Origin of the sequence: Virgibacillus aidingensis, assembly GCF_010994035.1 — a bacterium.
Classification (GTDB): Bacteria; Bacillota; Bacilli; order Bacillales; family Amphibacillaceae; genus Virgibacillus_N.
This window is the reverse complement of record NZ_WIXN01000016.1, coordinates 79,495-95,940: the sequence shown is the minus strand read 5'-3', so window position 1 is coordinate 95,940 and position 16,446 is coordinate 79,495. Positions and strand designations below refer to the sequence as shown.

The following is a 16,446-nucleotide window of genomic DNA, read 5'->3' as shown; positions in this document are numbered from 1 at the left end:
AATATTTTAACATGGGTCTGAAAGATGACCTAATTTTTTCTTTTACACAATTATATGGATTTTATCCACCATTTTAACACTCCCTTTTTTCAGGGTGTGCCAACCGCCCATCCGCTTTATGCAGTTACTATGCCTATTATTTTACCAATCCTCTGATATTAAAGCTATTTCAAATTAGAATATATTTAATCATCTTTATCAAATTTCTCATCTCTTTTTATTATAAGATCATGACAATCTGCAATAACAGCACTGATTCCTCTGTAAGCACAGAAACCAGCACACTTTCCTAAAGCATAATACCCGGCAAAAAAGGGTACATTAAGCAAAAATGCATTTTTACGAGGGAAGTGGAATAATGACAGATAAATTGCACGATATAATTGGCATCGGCATCGGGCCTTTTAACCTTGGATTGGCAGCCCTGTTGGAAGATACGCCGGAACTGGATGCCGTATTTTTTGATGAGAATCCAAAATTTGAATGGCACCCCGGCATGCTGATTGAAGGGACAGTGCTGACGATTCCCTTTTTGGCGGATCTTGTCACGTTTGCCGATCCGACGAGCAGGTTCTCCTATGTTAACTATTTACATGAACAAAACCGCCTGTATGAGTTTTATATTTCCAGCAAGTCGATGATTCCGCGCCAGGAATATAACGATTATCTGCAATGGACAGCGGCCCAGCTGGAGGGGCTGCATTTTGGTTATGAAGTCGTGGATGTGATTGACCATAAAGATGCTTCCAACCCGCATTATGAGGTGGTGGTAAAAAATACTTCAACAAAAAACGAGACTTCCTATTTCACGAAACATGTTGTTATGGGAACGGGCAGCGAGCCGCTCGTCCCGAGTACAATGACAGGACTTCCGGAAGCTGATGTGTTACATACGAGCCGTTATATGTACGAAAAGGAAAACCTGGTGCAATCCCCCAATATAGCGATAGTAGGTTCCGGCCAGAGTGCCATTGAGGTGCTTCTTGATTTGTTGAAGGAGCAGGAAAATAAAGAATTTCAACTGGCATTATTCAGCCGCTCCAGCGGACTGTTCGAGCTGGAGAAGGGAGAATTTGGCCTGGAGTTTTTCTCCCCCGATTTCGTGGATTACTTTCATGCTTTGAGTTTCAAAGAGCGGAATGAGACGCTGGATACCCTGGGAGCACTGAGAAAAGGGATTAATCCGGATACATTAAGGGACTTGTACGAAACACTGTATCATAAAACAATCGGGCAAAAGGAGCAGCCGGTCATGATCCAGCCGAATACTGAAGTGCAGCACCTTAGTAAAAATCAGGATAAGTATGTGATTCATTGCCGGCAATGGCAGGTGGAAAATTCCTTTGAGTATGAAACAAATAAGGTGATTCTGGCAACAGGCTATAAGCCCAATATTCCCGATTGGTTCTATGAGCGTTTTCAGCATGATATTGAATGGGAAGATGATAAACGTTACAAAGTTACCAGAGATTATCGGCTCATTTTTCACGATCAGGCAGAGCGCGATCATTACTTTTTCACCCTGACCAACCTGGAACATTCCCATGGCACAGCAGCCACCAACCTTGGCTTATCTGTCCAAAGGAACATACAAATTATCAACTTCCTTGCCGAACGGGAAGTATACCCAAACAGAAGAAACACCATCTTCCAGCAATTTAGAATGGGTTGAAACACGGGGAGTTTCTTTTGTTGCAAAATGGAGGGGATGAAATTCTAAGACGCTAATCACCGGGACGGTTCTCCTGTTACAAAACAGGTCAGGGTAGTTTTTCAACGGCAATTTTAGGTAAGTTCGGTTTTAGAATGGGCTATTACACCTCTTAACATTCGATTATAAGTCCCATTCTAACAACCCTTTTCTTACAAGGCATACCAGCCACCCATCCGCTTTATGCAGTAACTACTATTTTGTTGATTTTATGATAAAATTGCTGCGTGAATTCATGTAGCGTGCCGGCTTGTGGCATAGGTGGGCCAGCCTCTCTTGCTTGAAGCTAAATTGAAATGTTCTGGTTTGCTCCTCCACTTTCCCCTGTTCCCTGCTTTGGTAGGAAGATCTCCCGGTGGCTAAGTAAATGAGTTCAGTTTTATTATATTGTAAGAACAGAACAAACATTCTGCTCATTTCTTTCTCACATTAATTGTCTAACGATTCCCTGAGCCTTTTTACTTCTTCAATCTTCAGCTCGGTTAATTGGGATATTTCTTCATCTGAAAAATTCCTCTCAAGCAACTTGCGTGCAAGATTTTTTTCAGCTTCTATCTTGCCTTCTCTTCTACCTTCTTTTATGCCTTCTTTTTTACCTTCTCTTTTGCCTTCTCTTTTGCCTTCTTCAACTCCCTCCGCTTTCCAATCTCTATACAACCTGCCAAATGTCGGGGTGTCTTTTAACTTTTCCATTCCCATGAGGTTTCCCTCCTCCTTCTTTTTTAACGCTAAGGGTAGTGATTCGTAAAGTTTTTCATTCCATTCCGGTGGTATTTTCAGTATAAAATCGATGAAGTATAATAAAGCAGAAAGGTAGGTTTCGTGTTGGTCATATTTTTCATATGCCAAATTAACAAGTTCTTTTTTGAAGTTATAGCGTTTTCCCTTTTCATTTTCCGATTTACCGGCAGATTTACTGGCATATATACCTGCCAGAACAGCTATCGAAAATGGATTGGACGATTGTTTTAGCTCCCCCATGTCTTTTTCATGAAATTTAAATGTGTTGTATTTGTAGGTTAATGCTGTACCGTAAAAAGAATAATTAAACTTATCCGCATGATTTTTATGTTTTGCATCAGTTAAAAGTGCAATGGCGTATATGTCGAAATCACTATACTTGTCATACACTCTATAGAAATACTTGAACATTCGCTTTGCAAATTCTTCTTTTCCGATAGCCTGTACTTCGATGTGCACAAGAATATATTTTTCTCCGCCATTTTTCATTGCTGCTTTTACTACTTTATCCGGATACTTTCTCCCTTTTTTGCTGTTAATGGATAGCTGGTGCAGTTCCTTATCGACAGAGGTTACGCCCTTTTCAAAGTTAATTTCCGGGTAGAGATCCGGTGCAAAATATTGCATAAATTCACGGAAAAGTTCTTCAATCAAGTCTTTCCAAAGGCCATCGTAATCCGTGGTTTTTTCCTCGTAACTGCTGTCATTTTCTTTTACTGCTGTTAACATTATTTTATCACATCCCCTTATTTTTATAAATTTGCTTTTATCATCATATAGGCTTCGTTTTTGATAAGCAAAACTGCAAAAGTAAATTTCTCCTTATAAAATGTACATAAAAATTGATATTGGCTAGTAGTTTTTCTATTTCTGGAAATAGTGAGGAGAAAGTTTTCTGAATTGCATGTTACGAAATTGATTTTCATGCAAATATTATGACCATAAATTAAAATGGAATTTACCATGGTATTTAAATTTTTGACACCCAGATGGAATTACAGTAAACACTCCATTTCTTTTAATTCGATAGTTTCATCCACAGTAAAATGCATTGTGATCTTTTTCCGCAGCTTCCTTCTCTAATAGAAGTTCGTCCATACGGTTTTAATAAAGTACGAACACTTCATACCTTGATAATCATTTTATGATTATCATCTTATTTCCCATTTTTCCAAATAGGCAAAGAAATTACTAAAAATTCCTTTTACAAAGTCTCTTCATATCCTATACTAATGGATAGTTATCTAAATTTTATTAACACAGAGGTGTTAGCGTGAATAAAGCAAAGCGATCATTTTTAACATATATATTTTTGTTACCGATTTTTTTAGGGGGATGTATGAGCGGTGCAGATAACAATGAAACAACAGAAAACGAAAACCAGCAGAACGATTATGAAAAAGAAAATTATGTGAGTATCCAGGATTATACAGGGGAAGGTTACACTCTTTATGACGCTAACAAAGAATACGGAAAAATTGCCGAGGAAAAACCGCGATACAGTAGTAGCCGCTGTTAAGAAGTATTTTTTGGATAATTACAGTGCTGAAGTGGAAGTACATAATATTGTCAGCGCGATGGATGGGGTTACTGTTTTTGTGGAATCGATTGGTGAACCGCATTTTAATACCATAGCTATTGTGCCTATTGACCTGAAAAATGAAGAAATTAAAACTGATTCTGTTTGGTCCCGGGATGGAGAGGTTGAGTTTGCCATTCAGGGTGGACTATACGCCATGGCCTTTGAAGAAGAATTTACAAAACTGGATACTTATCTGGAAGAAATAACACAGGAATATTCAGTTATAGGAACTCCGTTAGAAGTAGTCAGAAAGGTTCAGGCACATGGACACAGTACACCATATTATTTTATTTCTGCTGCAGGTAACGTGTTCAGAGAAGTATTGGCAAAATATTTGGTAAATCCACAAATAACAAAAGAAGAGCTAGAAAGATTCTTTGAAGAGAACCCAATAGACCCTCGTTATCTAAACATGAATATTGAATTTTACATGGAAAACAGCGTAACAAAACCGGATGAAGAGATATTTAATCAAATTGTCACTGACATTGAAGAAATGAAAGGTATTCCTGCCGGAGGATATTCAATCTTTTTAAATGATAATTACATTGATAAGACAAGAGGAAGTGGCAAGAAAGAGAGTACTTTAGAAAGAAAAGCACCAGATAAAATTATGAAAGATTAGGAGGTTACATTGATGGTTATTCGACAGAAGACATCTTATTCCACAAATAGTTTAAAAGGTAAAAATATTAATAGCCAGGAAAATCACATAGAAAATACTGTTAAAAAATAGACACTACCCCAATTCAAGACCCAGACTTAGTTGAATTAGCCGGGCATCATGCCTACAATAAACTTGAAGTAGGGTCTTTTATAGAAGTAGATAATAAACATTTTGATGTGGTTGACACCATCTACGACCACCACACCGGCCTTGACGCCCTAACCGTTCAAAACTTAGAAACAGACGAACTCACTCGTCTACGTAGGCAGCAATCAACCCAAAAAAGACCAGATCGACACCAATCTTCGTTTACCGAGCAGAATATCTCCAGTGTAATTAGAAACATACTTTGATTAATTAAGAGATACATACTGAGCAGTCTTTTAAAGGTACCTTTATACTTCATTAAATCTAATTCTTTTTACCTATTACCTCACTAACAATCTATCCTTTTACTTATTTCTCCGAAAATTTACCTGTAAATCCTTTTACAAAGTCCCTTCATATCCTATACTGATGGATACATAGTTTTTTAAATTTTATTAACACAAGAGGTGTTAGCGTGAATAAAGCAAAGCAGTTATTTTTAATATGCATATTTTTGATACCGATTTTTTTAGGGGGATGCATGAGCATGAGCGGTGCAGATAACAATCAAACAACGGAAAATGAAAACCAGCAGGATGATTATGAAAAAGAAAATTATGTAAGTATCCAGGATTATACAGGGGAAGGTTATACCCTTTATGACGCTAACGAAGAATACGGAAAAATTGCCGAGGAAAACCGCGATACAGTGGTAGCTGCTGTGGAGCAATATTTTTTGGATAATTACAGTACCGAAGTGGAAGTGCATAATATTGTCAGCGCGATGGATGGGGTAACTGTTTTTGTGGAATCGATTGGTGAACCGCATTTTAATACCATAGCTATTGTGCCTATTGACCTGAAAAATGAAGAAATTAAAACTGATTCTGTTTGGTCAAGGGAGGGCGAGGTTGAAACTGCAATCAAGAGTGGACTTTATGCTATGGCCTTTGAAGAAGAGTTTGCCAAGTTGGATGACTACTTAGAAGGTGTTACGAAAGAGTATGATGTTATAGGGACGCCTATAGACGTGGTTAGAAATGTTCAGGCACATGGACATAGCACTTCTTATTATTTTATCTCCAGTGCGGGAGATACATTTAAAAAACTTTATGAGGAATATGAAAAAAACCCGGAAATTTCAAAACATAAGTTGAAAGAGTTTTTTAAAGAGAATCCAATAGAACCTCGTTATTTAAATGTAAGGGTTGATTTTTATATGGAGGATCCAGACATGGAACCTGACGAGGAAATATTTAATCAAATTGTAACAGACATAGAGGAAATGGAAGGAATACCTACCGGAGGTTATGGAGTTTTTTTACACGATAATTATATTGATAAAACAAGAGGAAGCGGCAAGAAAAGTAATACATTAGAAACACTGGCAACAGATAAAATTATAAAGGAATAGGAGGTGTAAATAGATGACTGTAACAAATAAACCATATGAGACTTGTAATTCACACCATCTACGACCACCCCACCGGCCTTGACGCCCTAACCGTTCAAAACGTAGAAACAGCCGAACTCACCATCGTCTACGTTGGAAGCAAACAGCCCAAAGAAGACTGGATTGACACCAATTTACGTTTACCCGGGTAGAATACCTCCAGTGTAATTAAAAGCATATTTTGATTAAGTAAGAGATACATACTGACCAGTCTTTTAAAGGGACCTTTATATTTCATTAAATCTAATTCTTTTTACCTATTACCTCACTAACAATCTATCCTTTTACTTATTTCTCCGAAAATTTACCTGTAAATCCTTTTACAAAGTCCCTTCATATCCTATACTGATGGATACATAGTTTTTTAAATTTTATTAACACAAGAGGTGTTAGCGTGAATAAAGTAAAGCAATCATTTTTAATATGCATATTTTTGATACCGATTTTTTTAGGGGGATGCATGAGCATGAGCGGTGCAGATAACAATGAAACAACAGAAAACGAAAACCAGCAGGACGATTATGAAAAAGAAAATTATGTAAGGGTTCAGGATTATACAGGGGAAGGTTATACCCTTTATGACGCTAACGAAGAATACGGAAAAATTGCCGAGGAAAACCGCGATACAGTAATATCTGCTGTCCAGCAGTATTTTCTGGATAATTATAGCGTTGAGGTGGAAGTACATAATATTGTAAGCGCGATGGATGGGGTTACTGTGTTTGTGGAATCGATTGGTGAGCCTCATTTTTATACCATCGCTATTGTGCCTATTGATCTTCAGAATGAGGAAATTAAAACAGATTCTGTATGGACTCGAGAAGGTGAGGTTGAAACGGCCATTAAAAGTGGGTTATACGCAATGGCTTTCGAGGAAGAATTTTCAACATTAGATAACTACCTTGAAGGTTTTGCTGAACAACATCCTGTTATAGGTGGTTCAATTGAAGCAATTGAGAATGTTGGGGGCAGAGGGTTTACTACACCTTATTATCATATTGCTGCTGCTGGAGAAGTATTTGAAAATCTTTACGACCAATATAAAAAGAACCCAAATATTACAAAGCAGGAATTAAAAGAATTTTTTAATGAAAATTCTTTCGAACCCAGGTATATGATTTTTGGTATAGAATTTTACATGGAGGAGAATGACGCACAGCCCGACGAAGATATTTTCAATAAGCTAGTTTCAGGTATCGAGGAGATGGAAGGTATTCCAAAGGGATCGTACTCCATCTATTTAAACGATAATTATATTGATAAAACAAGAGGAAGCGGCAAAAAAGATAATACATTAGAAAGAAAGACACCTAACAAAATTGTGAAGGATTAGGGGGGAAAAAATTGAAAGTTAGAACTAACCCATCAAATACACTGAATTATGCAACCGTTAATGATGTGGAGCAAAATGCTACACAGGATAAAGATCTGGTAGAATTGGCAGGATACCATGCCTACAATAAACCATTTGAACCGGCCATAATCCACATTAATAATAAATCATTTGAAGTTATCGATACTAACTACGACCACCCCACCGGCCTTGACGCCCTAACCGTTCAAAACGTAGAAACAGCCGAACTCACCATCGTCTACGTAGGCAGCGAACAGCCCAAAGAAGACTGGATTGACACCAATCTGCGTTTACCGAGCAGATTACCTCCGGCTCAATTAGAAGCGGCAAATGATTATTTTGATTATGTGGAAAATACTTTCGGTCCAGTTGATTCGATTACCGGGAATTCTCTCGGCGGGGCAAATACAAATGCGGTGGCTATAGAAAATCCCGATGTAAGAGCAGTCACGCTCAATCCTGCGATCCTCCCGTTCGGCATGGTAGATCCGGACAAGAATTATTCGAATATTACGAATTACTATGGAGAATACGACGTCCTTACTACCGTACAAAAAAGCATTGGAATGGACCACCGAATCCCCGGGGAAAAGTATACCATTCATAATGGGGTACCTTTGCCTGCTGCCTTGGTTTCCAACCATACAGGATATGTGGACAGGGATGCAAATGGCAATTTTACCATTGAAATCGGCACAGAAGGTGAACCGGGCTATGGACACATCCATGTCGGCGCAGCAGACCATATTGTAACCAGCATTTGGACCGGTGAAGCGCTTTACAGCGGATCATCCCAGCCTATTAAAATAGATAAAGCTTTTATGGATCAATTGGTTTCCGGGATCAGGAATACGGTCATAGAACGCCTCAGCCTGGCACATGGATACTTGGGGAATTCTCATGAAATTGTCGTTGATGAAGGGGAGAAATTTGACCAGCGTGTGACAAAACTGCAGATGACCTTCCAAAACATGCTGAATGATCTTGCTCTTGAGCCTATGTTTAATGGCATTGCAGAAACAGGACATCTGCTTAAATCCTGCATTGATGGGATGATCACCTTAGTGAATATCGCTGAAGAGAAATGCAGATTTTTAAATGCGGTGTTAAACTCCAAACCGATGGAACTGGTCGAATACATAATTTCCGTTGATATAAGTGTAGAAAGCCTTTTTGCTCCTTTGCGAAATTATTTGCAGGACTTAAGAAATGATGTCGATGATCTGGTTTCGAATATCCGGAACCTTGTTTATGACGATATTCCTGAACTATTTAAAGGAGGAAAGGATTTTTATGTAGATGCGGTCGTTGGTGAATTAAATGATCACTACCATATAATCAATAAAAATAGTGATGCCGTGTTTAACCAGCTGCATCAATTTGAAATGCAGGTGGAAGGTGTAGCGGAAGCTTTTCACAACAAAGATCAGGATTTGGCAAATGCGATCGATGCAAAATCCTCCCCAGGTTCTGGTACATATACAGCGCCGCATACCAGTGTTTTTACCATAGAAGAATCGCCCTATCTTGAAAAAAGGATGAAAATTAAAGAACTGCAGGTTAACCTTGCCCATAACACGTTGAGGTCGATCGTAACAACAAAAATTACGCCCATTTTATCAGGGATACAAGGGATCATTATGCTTATTGAAGGTGCACTTCAACTTATTTTGGTTAATATAAATTCCGCGACAAGAAATCTATTATACAGGAATCCTGCCGGCCTTCTTTTTCGTTTATTCTCCGATTTTGAGCAAAGAGTACTGGATGCTGCTGCAGCGGTGAAGCAGCCTATCATCGAAATGGAAGCAACTGTTGAAGGTTTGCGCAGAGGTATCAGTAAATTGATTGCCGGTTTGCCGCAATTAATCGATGAATTCAAGCCTTATCTCGATTCGGCCATATTTGAAAAAAACCGTTATGAGAATGTAAGATTATACAATATCGCTTCTTCTTCCATTTTGCGTGAGATGGAAATCTTATTTAACGACATCATTTTCCAGCTTTCCAGCGAAGAAGGAAAGGCTATTGCATCTATTCAGGAAGTATCCAAAAGCGTGAAAGGGAATATGGTGCTTTTAAATGATCAGGTGGAGCGCGGGACGATTTAAGATCAATTTTTAATCCGGGGGCTGGCTGGAAGCGAAATTTAACCATGTTGATTGCGCCCACGGTAAAGGCGTCAGCACACATGTAAAACCCGCTCCTGCTTCCCAAAAAATACTCATCAAACCATAAAGAAAGCTGACAGCGAAGAGAAGGTGCTAAATTCACTTACTTCCATCTGATCCGGCAAAAATACTCCGAATTCCATACCGGTCCCCGTTAAACTTCCCTATTTCTCCGATCGGCTGCCATTCCAGCTGTATACCATCCAGCATAAGCAATATTTCCACAGTAATAAAAGTAACGCCGGGATGAAAGTCCCCAGCTCTCTGCACGCAGCAATAACTTGCAGGCTGGCTCCTCCTGTTCACATCTAATCTGTAAACAACATGGATTTATTTCACCTTATCTGTTTTGTAACAAATCCATTTTCCCAAGTTCAGATACTCACTCATTTATTGTATATATCAGAATAATTGACCCACAATATATATAAGTACTTAGAATAGTTACTAATCATGATCTATTAAGCGTTTATAATAAGGAGGATATTGTCTTGGGCAGATTAGAAAATAAAGTAGCAATTATTACTGGAGCTGCCAATGGCCAGGGAGCCGTGGAAGCAGAGTTGTTTGCAAAAGAAGGAGCCAGTGTCATTGCAACCGACCTGCAGGAAGAAACGCTGGCAGCATTGGTTGAAAGTATTAATAAAGACAATGGCAACGATAAAGTAATTGGGTTGAAACACGATGTATCCAGTGAAGATAGCTGGAAAGAAATTGTTGAAGAAGCAATCAGCCGATTTGGAAAAATTGATATTTTAGTTAATAATGCAGGTATTTCCGGAAAACAAGGTATTCATGTTGAAGAATATACGCTGGATGAATGGCAGGCTCCCTATAATGTGAATGCAACCGGAAACTTTTTGGGCGTGAAAACAGTCGTCCCATTTATGAAGAAAAATGGATCCGGTTCCATCATTAATATTTCCTCCACTGCTGCAATGGTTGGGGGCCAGGGCGGAATTCCGTATCACGCATCTAAAGGAGCAACTACAGCAATGACTAAGGCTCTTGCACTGGAATTATCTGAATATAACATTCGGGTAAATTCAGTACACCCTGGTATTGTTGAAACACCAATGTTTAAAAATGCAGTGGATGATGAACTTGAGAAACACCTGAAGTCTAAAGTACCACTGGGGATTTTGGGACAACCTGAAGATATTGCGTATCCAGTTTTATTATTGGCATCTGATGAATCCAAATTTATGACTGGTTCAGAGATTGTTGTGGACGGCGGTACGCTCGCGCAATAAACTTTTCAAGGTGCTGAAGAGGCCCAAACCAGCAAACTATAAAATGGTTCTTATCATTGTTTTTTGATGATCGGAACCATTTTTTTGATTGGTTCATCTTAAGAAGCAGTGAAACTAAAACCATTCCTGCAATTGGAGGTTACATCTTCTCGGATTTATGGCACCGCTCCCCGTCTATCATCTTTCCTTGACATACCGAAACCATCCCAGTTTTATCAATCACCGTTTATGAGAGCAAATATAAAATTTTCTTATGAAACTTTCCAGCAGTTTTCCCCCGTCCTTTTTTATTAAAGCGCTATTCCTGCACTTTCAGCATCAATCCTGCTTCAACTTTTAAGTTTGCCGGGTACATGTCTTTCCTTTATTTTCATTTACTCGTAAAAATTACGTTTAAACATATTTAAAAACGGGTAAATGCGTTAACTAATAGCCTTTCTGTCTTAAAGGACAGTTTGCATTGTACGTATCCAAGGTATTCTTATAAGTGCAGAAAAGGTTCTTTCCCTCTCGATAATTCAGAATTTTACGTCTCTATGTTCTACTTAATTAACCAAACACCGACTTTCGTTCGACTTATATTACAAAGATATTACAAAAGTCATGGTAATCTATCATTTTTATGTCAGTATCGTTATAATGGAATTACTTTCCTAGTAATTTATAACTAGTATTTTTTGACAGTAACGTATTTTTTAGTACATTTCGCCTATCAAATGACATCATAGACAGATATTTACATAGTTACAAAGAATTTGGCAAGTACTGGATGAGACATTTGTCCCAATCCCGAGTAAAAAGACCTGTCAAAATACTGGAAATCATGAACATATGAGGAGGTTGCCCATTGGCTAACAAGAAAATTATTTTTTCCGTAACAGCAAGTGCAGCGATCGCATCAGCGATTTTTGCAGCAGAAGAAGCGGAAGCAGCTTCTTACAAGGTTAAAGACGGGGATTCCCTGTGGACCATCGCACAAAAACATAACACATCCGTGTCCAACTTAAAGTCTTTAAACAATTTATCCGGAGACATTATTTTTCCTAATCAGGTCATCCGGACAAGCAGCAGTTCAGGCGGTTCATCCGGTTCTAACTCCAGCTCATCTTCGTCATCAGGTTCAAAAACTACCTACACAGTCAAAAGCGGGGACACGCTCAGCGGCATCGCTTCAAGACATAATGTTTCTTTGTCCAATTTAATAAATTGGAATAACCTGAGTTCCACGTTGATTCACCCCGGCGATAAGTTAGCCGTAAAAAGCGGCGGATCCAGTGGTTCAAACGGGTCAGGTTCATCCGGAAATTCCGGTTCATCGGGCGGAAGCGCTTCATCCGGCAGCTCAACAACATACACAGTAAAGGCCGGGGACACTTTATCGCATATTGCTGCAAGAAATGGCGTATCCGTTTCCAACCTGAAAAAATGGAATAATTTAAGCTCTGATTTAATCAGGGTAAATCAAAAACTGAAAATTAATGGGAGCTCCGGCGGATCCGGAAGCTCGGGATCGTCAGGTTCGTCCGGCGGCTCTAGTTCATCGGGCAGTTCAGGGAAAACCGGCAGTGCTACGGTGTACACCGTAAAATCCGGAGACAGCTTGTCCAGAATCGCTTCCAGCCACGGTGTTTCGGTTTCTAACCTGAAAAAGTGGAACAACCTCAGCTCAGATTTGATTATTATTGGGCAAAAACTGAACATTAATGGCAGTTCCGGCGGATCCGGCAGCTCAGGCGGAAGTTCGGGCGGCGGTTCATCCAGCGCAGGCTATAATGTGGACAAGCTTATCAGCACAGCAAACAGTATGTCAGGAACAAAGTACGTATGGGGCGGTTCAACTCCAAGCGGGTTTGACTGCAGCGGATTTATTTATTACGCCTATAATCAGGCAGGCAAAAACGTCAGCCGCCTATCGACCGACGGCTATTACAACCGTTCTTACTATGTAAACAAACCACAAGTGGGAGATCTCGTATTCTTTTCCGGCACATATAGGGCAGGCATCTCACACATGGGAATTTACGCCGGCAATAACCAGTTCATTCATGCCGGCACGTCTACTGGCGTAACGGTGACAAGTTTGGATAATCCTTATTGGAAGAAGCATTTTGAAGGGTATAAGCGGTTTTATTAATTTGGTTTAAGTAAAAACTCCAGCTGGCAGGCTGGAGTTTTTCTTGTTTGGTACCAGGCGGCACTTTCGGGCTTTACTTTCAGGAGTAGCCGGGCAGCCATAAAAGCTCTCATTTTACTTACTGTACAGGGGCTTTTATAGCGGAAAAGCACGAGCTTCACTTTTTCCGAGCTTTAGCGCAGCAGCCCTGAATTTATTTCGAATATAATGGCGGGACAAGGAATTTCCCCCTTGTCCCGCACGATTTATTGCCACTCTTCAATTAACATGTCCGCATATTCCTGAAGAAAATCACGAGCCTCCTCAGAAATCAGCTCATGCTCTTTTTGATAGTTTATTAGCTCTTTCAAGCCATTCAGATGCTTGACAATTTTATCCCCTTCCGCTTGTCTTTCATAATTGGTTATCGCAGTTAAATGAATTTCGACGGATCGATAATTTCCTTTGGATAAAAAGTCTTCCTCATACTCAGCTAATTTATCCAGCAGCAGTGCTGCACTGATTTCATCGCTTTCTTCTGTCTCCTGATAAGCAATCATCGGTGTAATGTACATCGAAGGCACGGAAGGTGATCCTTCGTTAATGGCTTCAATACGCAAATATTCCCCCTGCTCCACTTCTATTTCCATTGGCTCCATTTCAAGCACTGACCCATCATTCGGCAGCGTATACGTTTCACCGATAGTGGCTCCGTCCAACGTAATGGCTAATTTCACATCCCCGCCCGTGTTTGGTTGTTCCGGGGAAGCCTGACGCAAAAATGGTTCATCATCCTTGAAAGACAGTTCAATCGTTCCCGACTTAGGCACACGGTAAGCCATTGCATGGCTTTGTTCACCGCTTGCTTTCTGCAGCGAATCCACGAGCAATCCATGTGTCTCTTCAGTGACAGGATCATTAATTCCTCCCTGAAGTCCAACTGCTGCCCAACTTTTTCCTTCCCATGTAGGGTATTGATTGCTGAATGTGGTTAGATTACTATATTCATCATCTACTTTCTTTTGCGCAAACCAAACATTTCCCTGTTGATTATTCACAAAATCATTTACATAATGATAGTCATTTTTCGTTTTGATCGTATAGGTGTTTGTTTCACCATTTTGGGAAATTACTTTTAACAGCATATCCTCTGCAATAATGGCATCGGATTCCATTTCATTTTCCCCATCAAATACTTTCATTTCAGCTGTGTGATGAACATCAATTCCATGCTTCATTTCATCCACTGTCGTCGGATTACTTTCTAAGATGGGGACAAAAATTTCCTTATTTGTTTCATCCACCATATAAGCCGCATCAAGTAATTCATTGTTGTCGCTGCCTGTCACCGTGTATGTTTTCTCGGACCCGTCATGGGAAAACGTAAAAGCAAACCCTGGTTCCACCATGTCATGTCCGCCCATCTCCGTACCGTTTTCATCATGCACGTCAACAGACAATCTGTCGTCATAGGAGATGTTATTTAAAAATTCTTCCACGGTGACGGCCTGTTCGATTCCTTTGATTTTATTATTTTCAATCGTATATACATCCGAATAAATATCCAATGAAACAGCATCGGATTCATGTGCGCCAATATCCGGCGTCCCTGTTACATCATTGCCGAAGAAATCCTTTCCGCCATTGCCGGGAATATATTTTCCTTTATTTATGGCCGGGGAGCTGTCTTCCAGCTTATAACCGGCAAATGCATCCCGATCATGTGTGACTGATTGCCCTTCCGTTGGATCATTGTCAGTGAAAGATGCAGGCGCTGAACCCGCATCTGCAAATTGCGGATCTTCCGTAATTGCAAATTCATCAGATTCAGGTGTATTTTCATAGTTATAGTAAAGGTTATGACTATAATTGACATTGGAATTCTTTATCCAGTCCTCTTCCTTCAATTCGCCGGCATTGTAAATAATGTTGTTTTCCACATTGGCAGTCCCGCCAGTCATGCCATCGCGAATAAATGACACACCTTCTTTAATATAAAAGGTATTATTATAAATCTCGGCCATTGGATTGGATGGCAGATTTAAAATTCCGCTTAAGTCATTTTGGCTAATATTGTAGCGGAAAACGGTATTAACAACCTCCGCACCGCCGCAGCAGACCATAAGTGCCCCGCCTGCATTATTATGACTATAATTATATTGATAAAGTGTCCCGTCGCCATAATCTGCATCCCATGCTTGTCCATCCTGGTTATAATGTGTGTCAAACACTTCATTATATTGCAGTACTGCATTTTTTGACTTCCATGGCCAAATACCTGCTGCCACTTTATTAAATGACGTTTCTGTGTACACCTCGTCATTAATTTCGCTGGCCGCACCTTCAGAAACATTATATTCAATGAGGGGTCTGTCAAGATACATGGCTGTGATCGCATCGCCGCCTGGTTCTTTAATGTAATTATTGCGAATCACGACATTACTTGACCCATATTCAGCAACAATTTCGTCAGGGATTTCGCCAATACCGGCAAAAGGTTCCCAGTAAGCTGTATACCCGACAGCTATTCCCCAACGGCTTACATCATTTACAATATTATCCTCAATACGGACATCATTGTATCGCGGGATACCTGTTTGCTCTTCATCGTCTGCCTTAAATATAGTAAAGTAGATGCCGCCATTGTTCATATGTTTATCGTAAACATTTCCCCGTATATCGTGAATATTTAAACCCCGCAAATAAATATGTTCCAATGTTCCTTTATTTTGTGCGACTGCAGCAACACCCGTACGATTCATCTTATTCAAATCGCTGTATGGTTCATCAAAATCAGGATCATTTGAAATATCCAAGTTATTAATTTCTATATACTCGACATCATAGAGTAAGATAGAAGAGGAAACATATCCTTTATTTTTATGGCCCGGATTATCCAAAACAGTCCCGTAATCCTGATACCAAATGCCCTGTCCATTGGTTTGTATTTTAGGCTTTTCTCCTTCCCCGTAACTGTCAATAATAATTGGCGCTCCTTCAGCACCGCTCCCTTTAATATGCAAATAGCCATCCGTAAATACCGAACCTGCTTCAAGTAGCACTTTATCTCCAGGCCCTAACTCCATATCATTAATTTTTTGCAAACTATAAAAAGCATTATCTTTTGATTTACCGTCATGATGATCGCTGCCATTTAACGTACTGACGTAATAAGTGGTGCCAATTTCATTCTCAACAGCCGCTGCTTCTGTTACTGGTGTCAATGTCGGCAGCACAACCAGGACGGATAACAGCAGATAAAAGATCCGTTTTTTCATCATTTCTTCCCCCTCTAATCAATTCTTTTAACCTAT

The 16,446-nt window shown here is 39.7% G+C and carries 11 protein-coding genes; 8 read left to right on the top strand and 3 right to left on the bottom strand.

Translation table 11 applies throughout. The features are described 5' to 3' along the window. The first annotated feature begins 358 nt into the window (after positions 1 to 358). A complete protein-coding gene (locus GHD25_RS13880; RefSeq protein ID WP_164217831.1) occupies positions 359 to 1,672 on the top strand; it encodes a lysine N(6)-hydroxylase/L-ornithine N(5)-oxygenase family protein in 1,314 nt (437 codons plus the stop codon). Between the two features lie 468 nt (positions 1,673 to 2,140). On the opposite strand, the gene GHD25_RS13875 is transcribed toward GHD25_RS13880, so the two are convergent. Next, entirely contained in the window at positions 2,141 to 3,106 is a 966-nt protein-coding gene (locus GHD25_RS13875) for an RpnC/YadD family protein (protein ID WP_164217829.1), read from the bottom strand. Positions 3,107 to 3,725: 619 nt separating this feature from the next. Between GHD25_RS13875 and GHD25_RS13870 the strand changes: the two genes are divergently transcribed. The 5 genes from GHD25_RS13870 (at position 3,726) to GHD25_RS13850 (ending at position 9,706) form a co-directional block, all read left to right on the top strand. Further along, positions 3,726 to 3,971 (top strand): hypothetical protein, encoded by a 246-nt coding sequence (locus tag GHD25_RS13870; RefSeq protein ID WP_164217827.1) that lies wholly within the window; start codon positions 3,726 to 3,728, stop codon positions 3,969 to 3,971. Beyond that, positions 3,904 to 4,659 carry a DUF1672 family protein gene (locus GHD25_RS13865; protein ID WP_164217825.1) on the top strand — a complete coding sequence of 252 codons (756 nt, stop codon included), beginning with the start codon at positions 3,904 to 3,906 and terminating at the stop codon, positions 4,657 to 4,659. Before GHD25_RS13870 ends, GHD25_RS13865 begins: the two co-directional genes overlap by 68 nt. Positions 4,660 to 5,335: 676 nt before the next feature. Further along, positions 5,336 to 6,202, top strand: coding sequence for a DUF1672 family protein (locus GHD25_RS13860; RefSeq protein ID WP_164217823.1), 867 nt, complete (start codon positions 5,336 to 5,338; stop codon positions 6,200 to 6,202). 505 nt (positions 6,203 to 6,707) lie between these two features. Then, positions 6,708 to 7,574, top strand: a complete 867-nt coding sequence (locus GHD25_RS13855) for a DUF1672 family protein (RefSeq protein WP_164217821.1) — start codon at positions 6,708 to 6,710, stop codon at positions 7,572 to 7,574. A gap of 11 nt (positions 7,575 to 7,585) precedes the next feature. Continuing rightward, positions 7,586 to 9,706 carry an SA1320 family protein gene (locus GHD25_RS13850; protein ID WP_164217819.1) on the top strand — a complete coding sequence of 707 codons (2,121 nt, stop codon included), beginning with the start codon at positions 7,586 to 7,588 and terminating at the stop codon, positions 9,704 to 9,706. Between the two features lie 159 nt (positions 9,707 to 9,865). Here the strand turns inward: GHD25_RS13850 and GHD25_RS13845 are convergent, their stop codons facing one another. Then, positions 9,866 to 10,036 carry a hypothetical protein gene (locus tag GHD25_RS13845; RefSeq protein ID WP_164217817.1) on the bottom strand — a complete coding sequence of 57 codons (171 nt, stop codon included), beginning with the start codon at positions 10,034 to 10,036 and terminating at the stop codon, positions 9,866 to 9,868. A 221-nt stretch (positions 10,037 to 10,257) separates the two neighbouring features. On the opposite strand from GHD25_RS13845, the gene GHD25_RS13840 reads away from it, so the two are divergent. Further along, positions 10,258 to 11,019 (top strand): SDR family NAD(P)-dependent oxidoreductase, encoded by a 762-nt coding sequence (locus GHD25_RS13840; RefSeq protein ID WP_164217815.1) that lies wholly within the window; start codon positions 10,258 to 10,260, stop codon positions 11,017 to 11,019. 847 nt (positions 11,020 to 11,866) lie between these two features. Then, positions 11,867 to 13,153, top strand: a complete 1,287-nt coding sequence (locus tag GHD25_RS13835) for a C40 family peptidase (protein ID WP_164217813.1) — start codon at positions 11,867 to 11,869, stop codon at positions 13,151 to 13,153. A gap of 245 nt (positions 13,154 to 13,398) precedes the next feature. On the opposite strand, the gene GHD25_RS13830 is transcribed toward GHD25_RS13835, so the two are convergent. Beyond that, a complete protein-coding gene (locus tag GHD25_RS13830; RefSeq protein ID WP_164217811.1) occupies positions 13,399 to 16,410 on the bottom strand; it encodes an FIMAH domain-containing protein in 3,012 nt (1,003 codons plus the stop codon). Positions 16,411 to 16,446: the final 36 nt, after the last annotated feature.

Bases quoted from the DNA above. Each gene is read 5' to 3' on its own strand.
- GHD25_RS13830 (WP_164217811.1), bottom strand. From the start codon at position 16,410: ATGAAAAAACGGATCTTTTATCTGCTGTTATCCGTCCTGGTTGTGCTG.
- GHD25_RS13880 (WP_164217831.1), top strand. From the start codon at position 359: ATGACAGATAAATTGCACGATATAATTGGCATCGGCATCGGGCCTTTT.
- GHD25_RS13855 (WP_164217821.1), top strand. From the start codon at position 6,708: ATGAGCGGTGCAGATAACAATGAAACAACAGAAAACGAAAACCAGCAG.
- GHD25_RS13860 (WP_164217823.1), top strand. From the start codon at position 5,336: ATGAGCGGTGCAGATAACAATCAAACAACGGAAAATGAAAACCAGCAG.
- GHD25_RS13865 (WP_164217825.1), top strand. From the start codon at position 3,904: ATGACGCTAACAAAGAATACGGAAAAATTGCCGAGGAAAAACCGCGAT.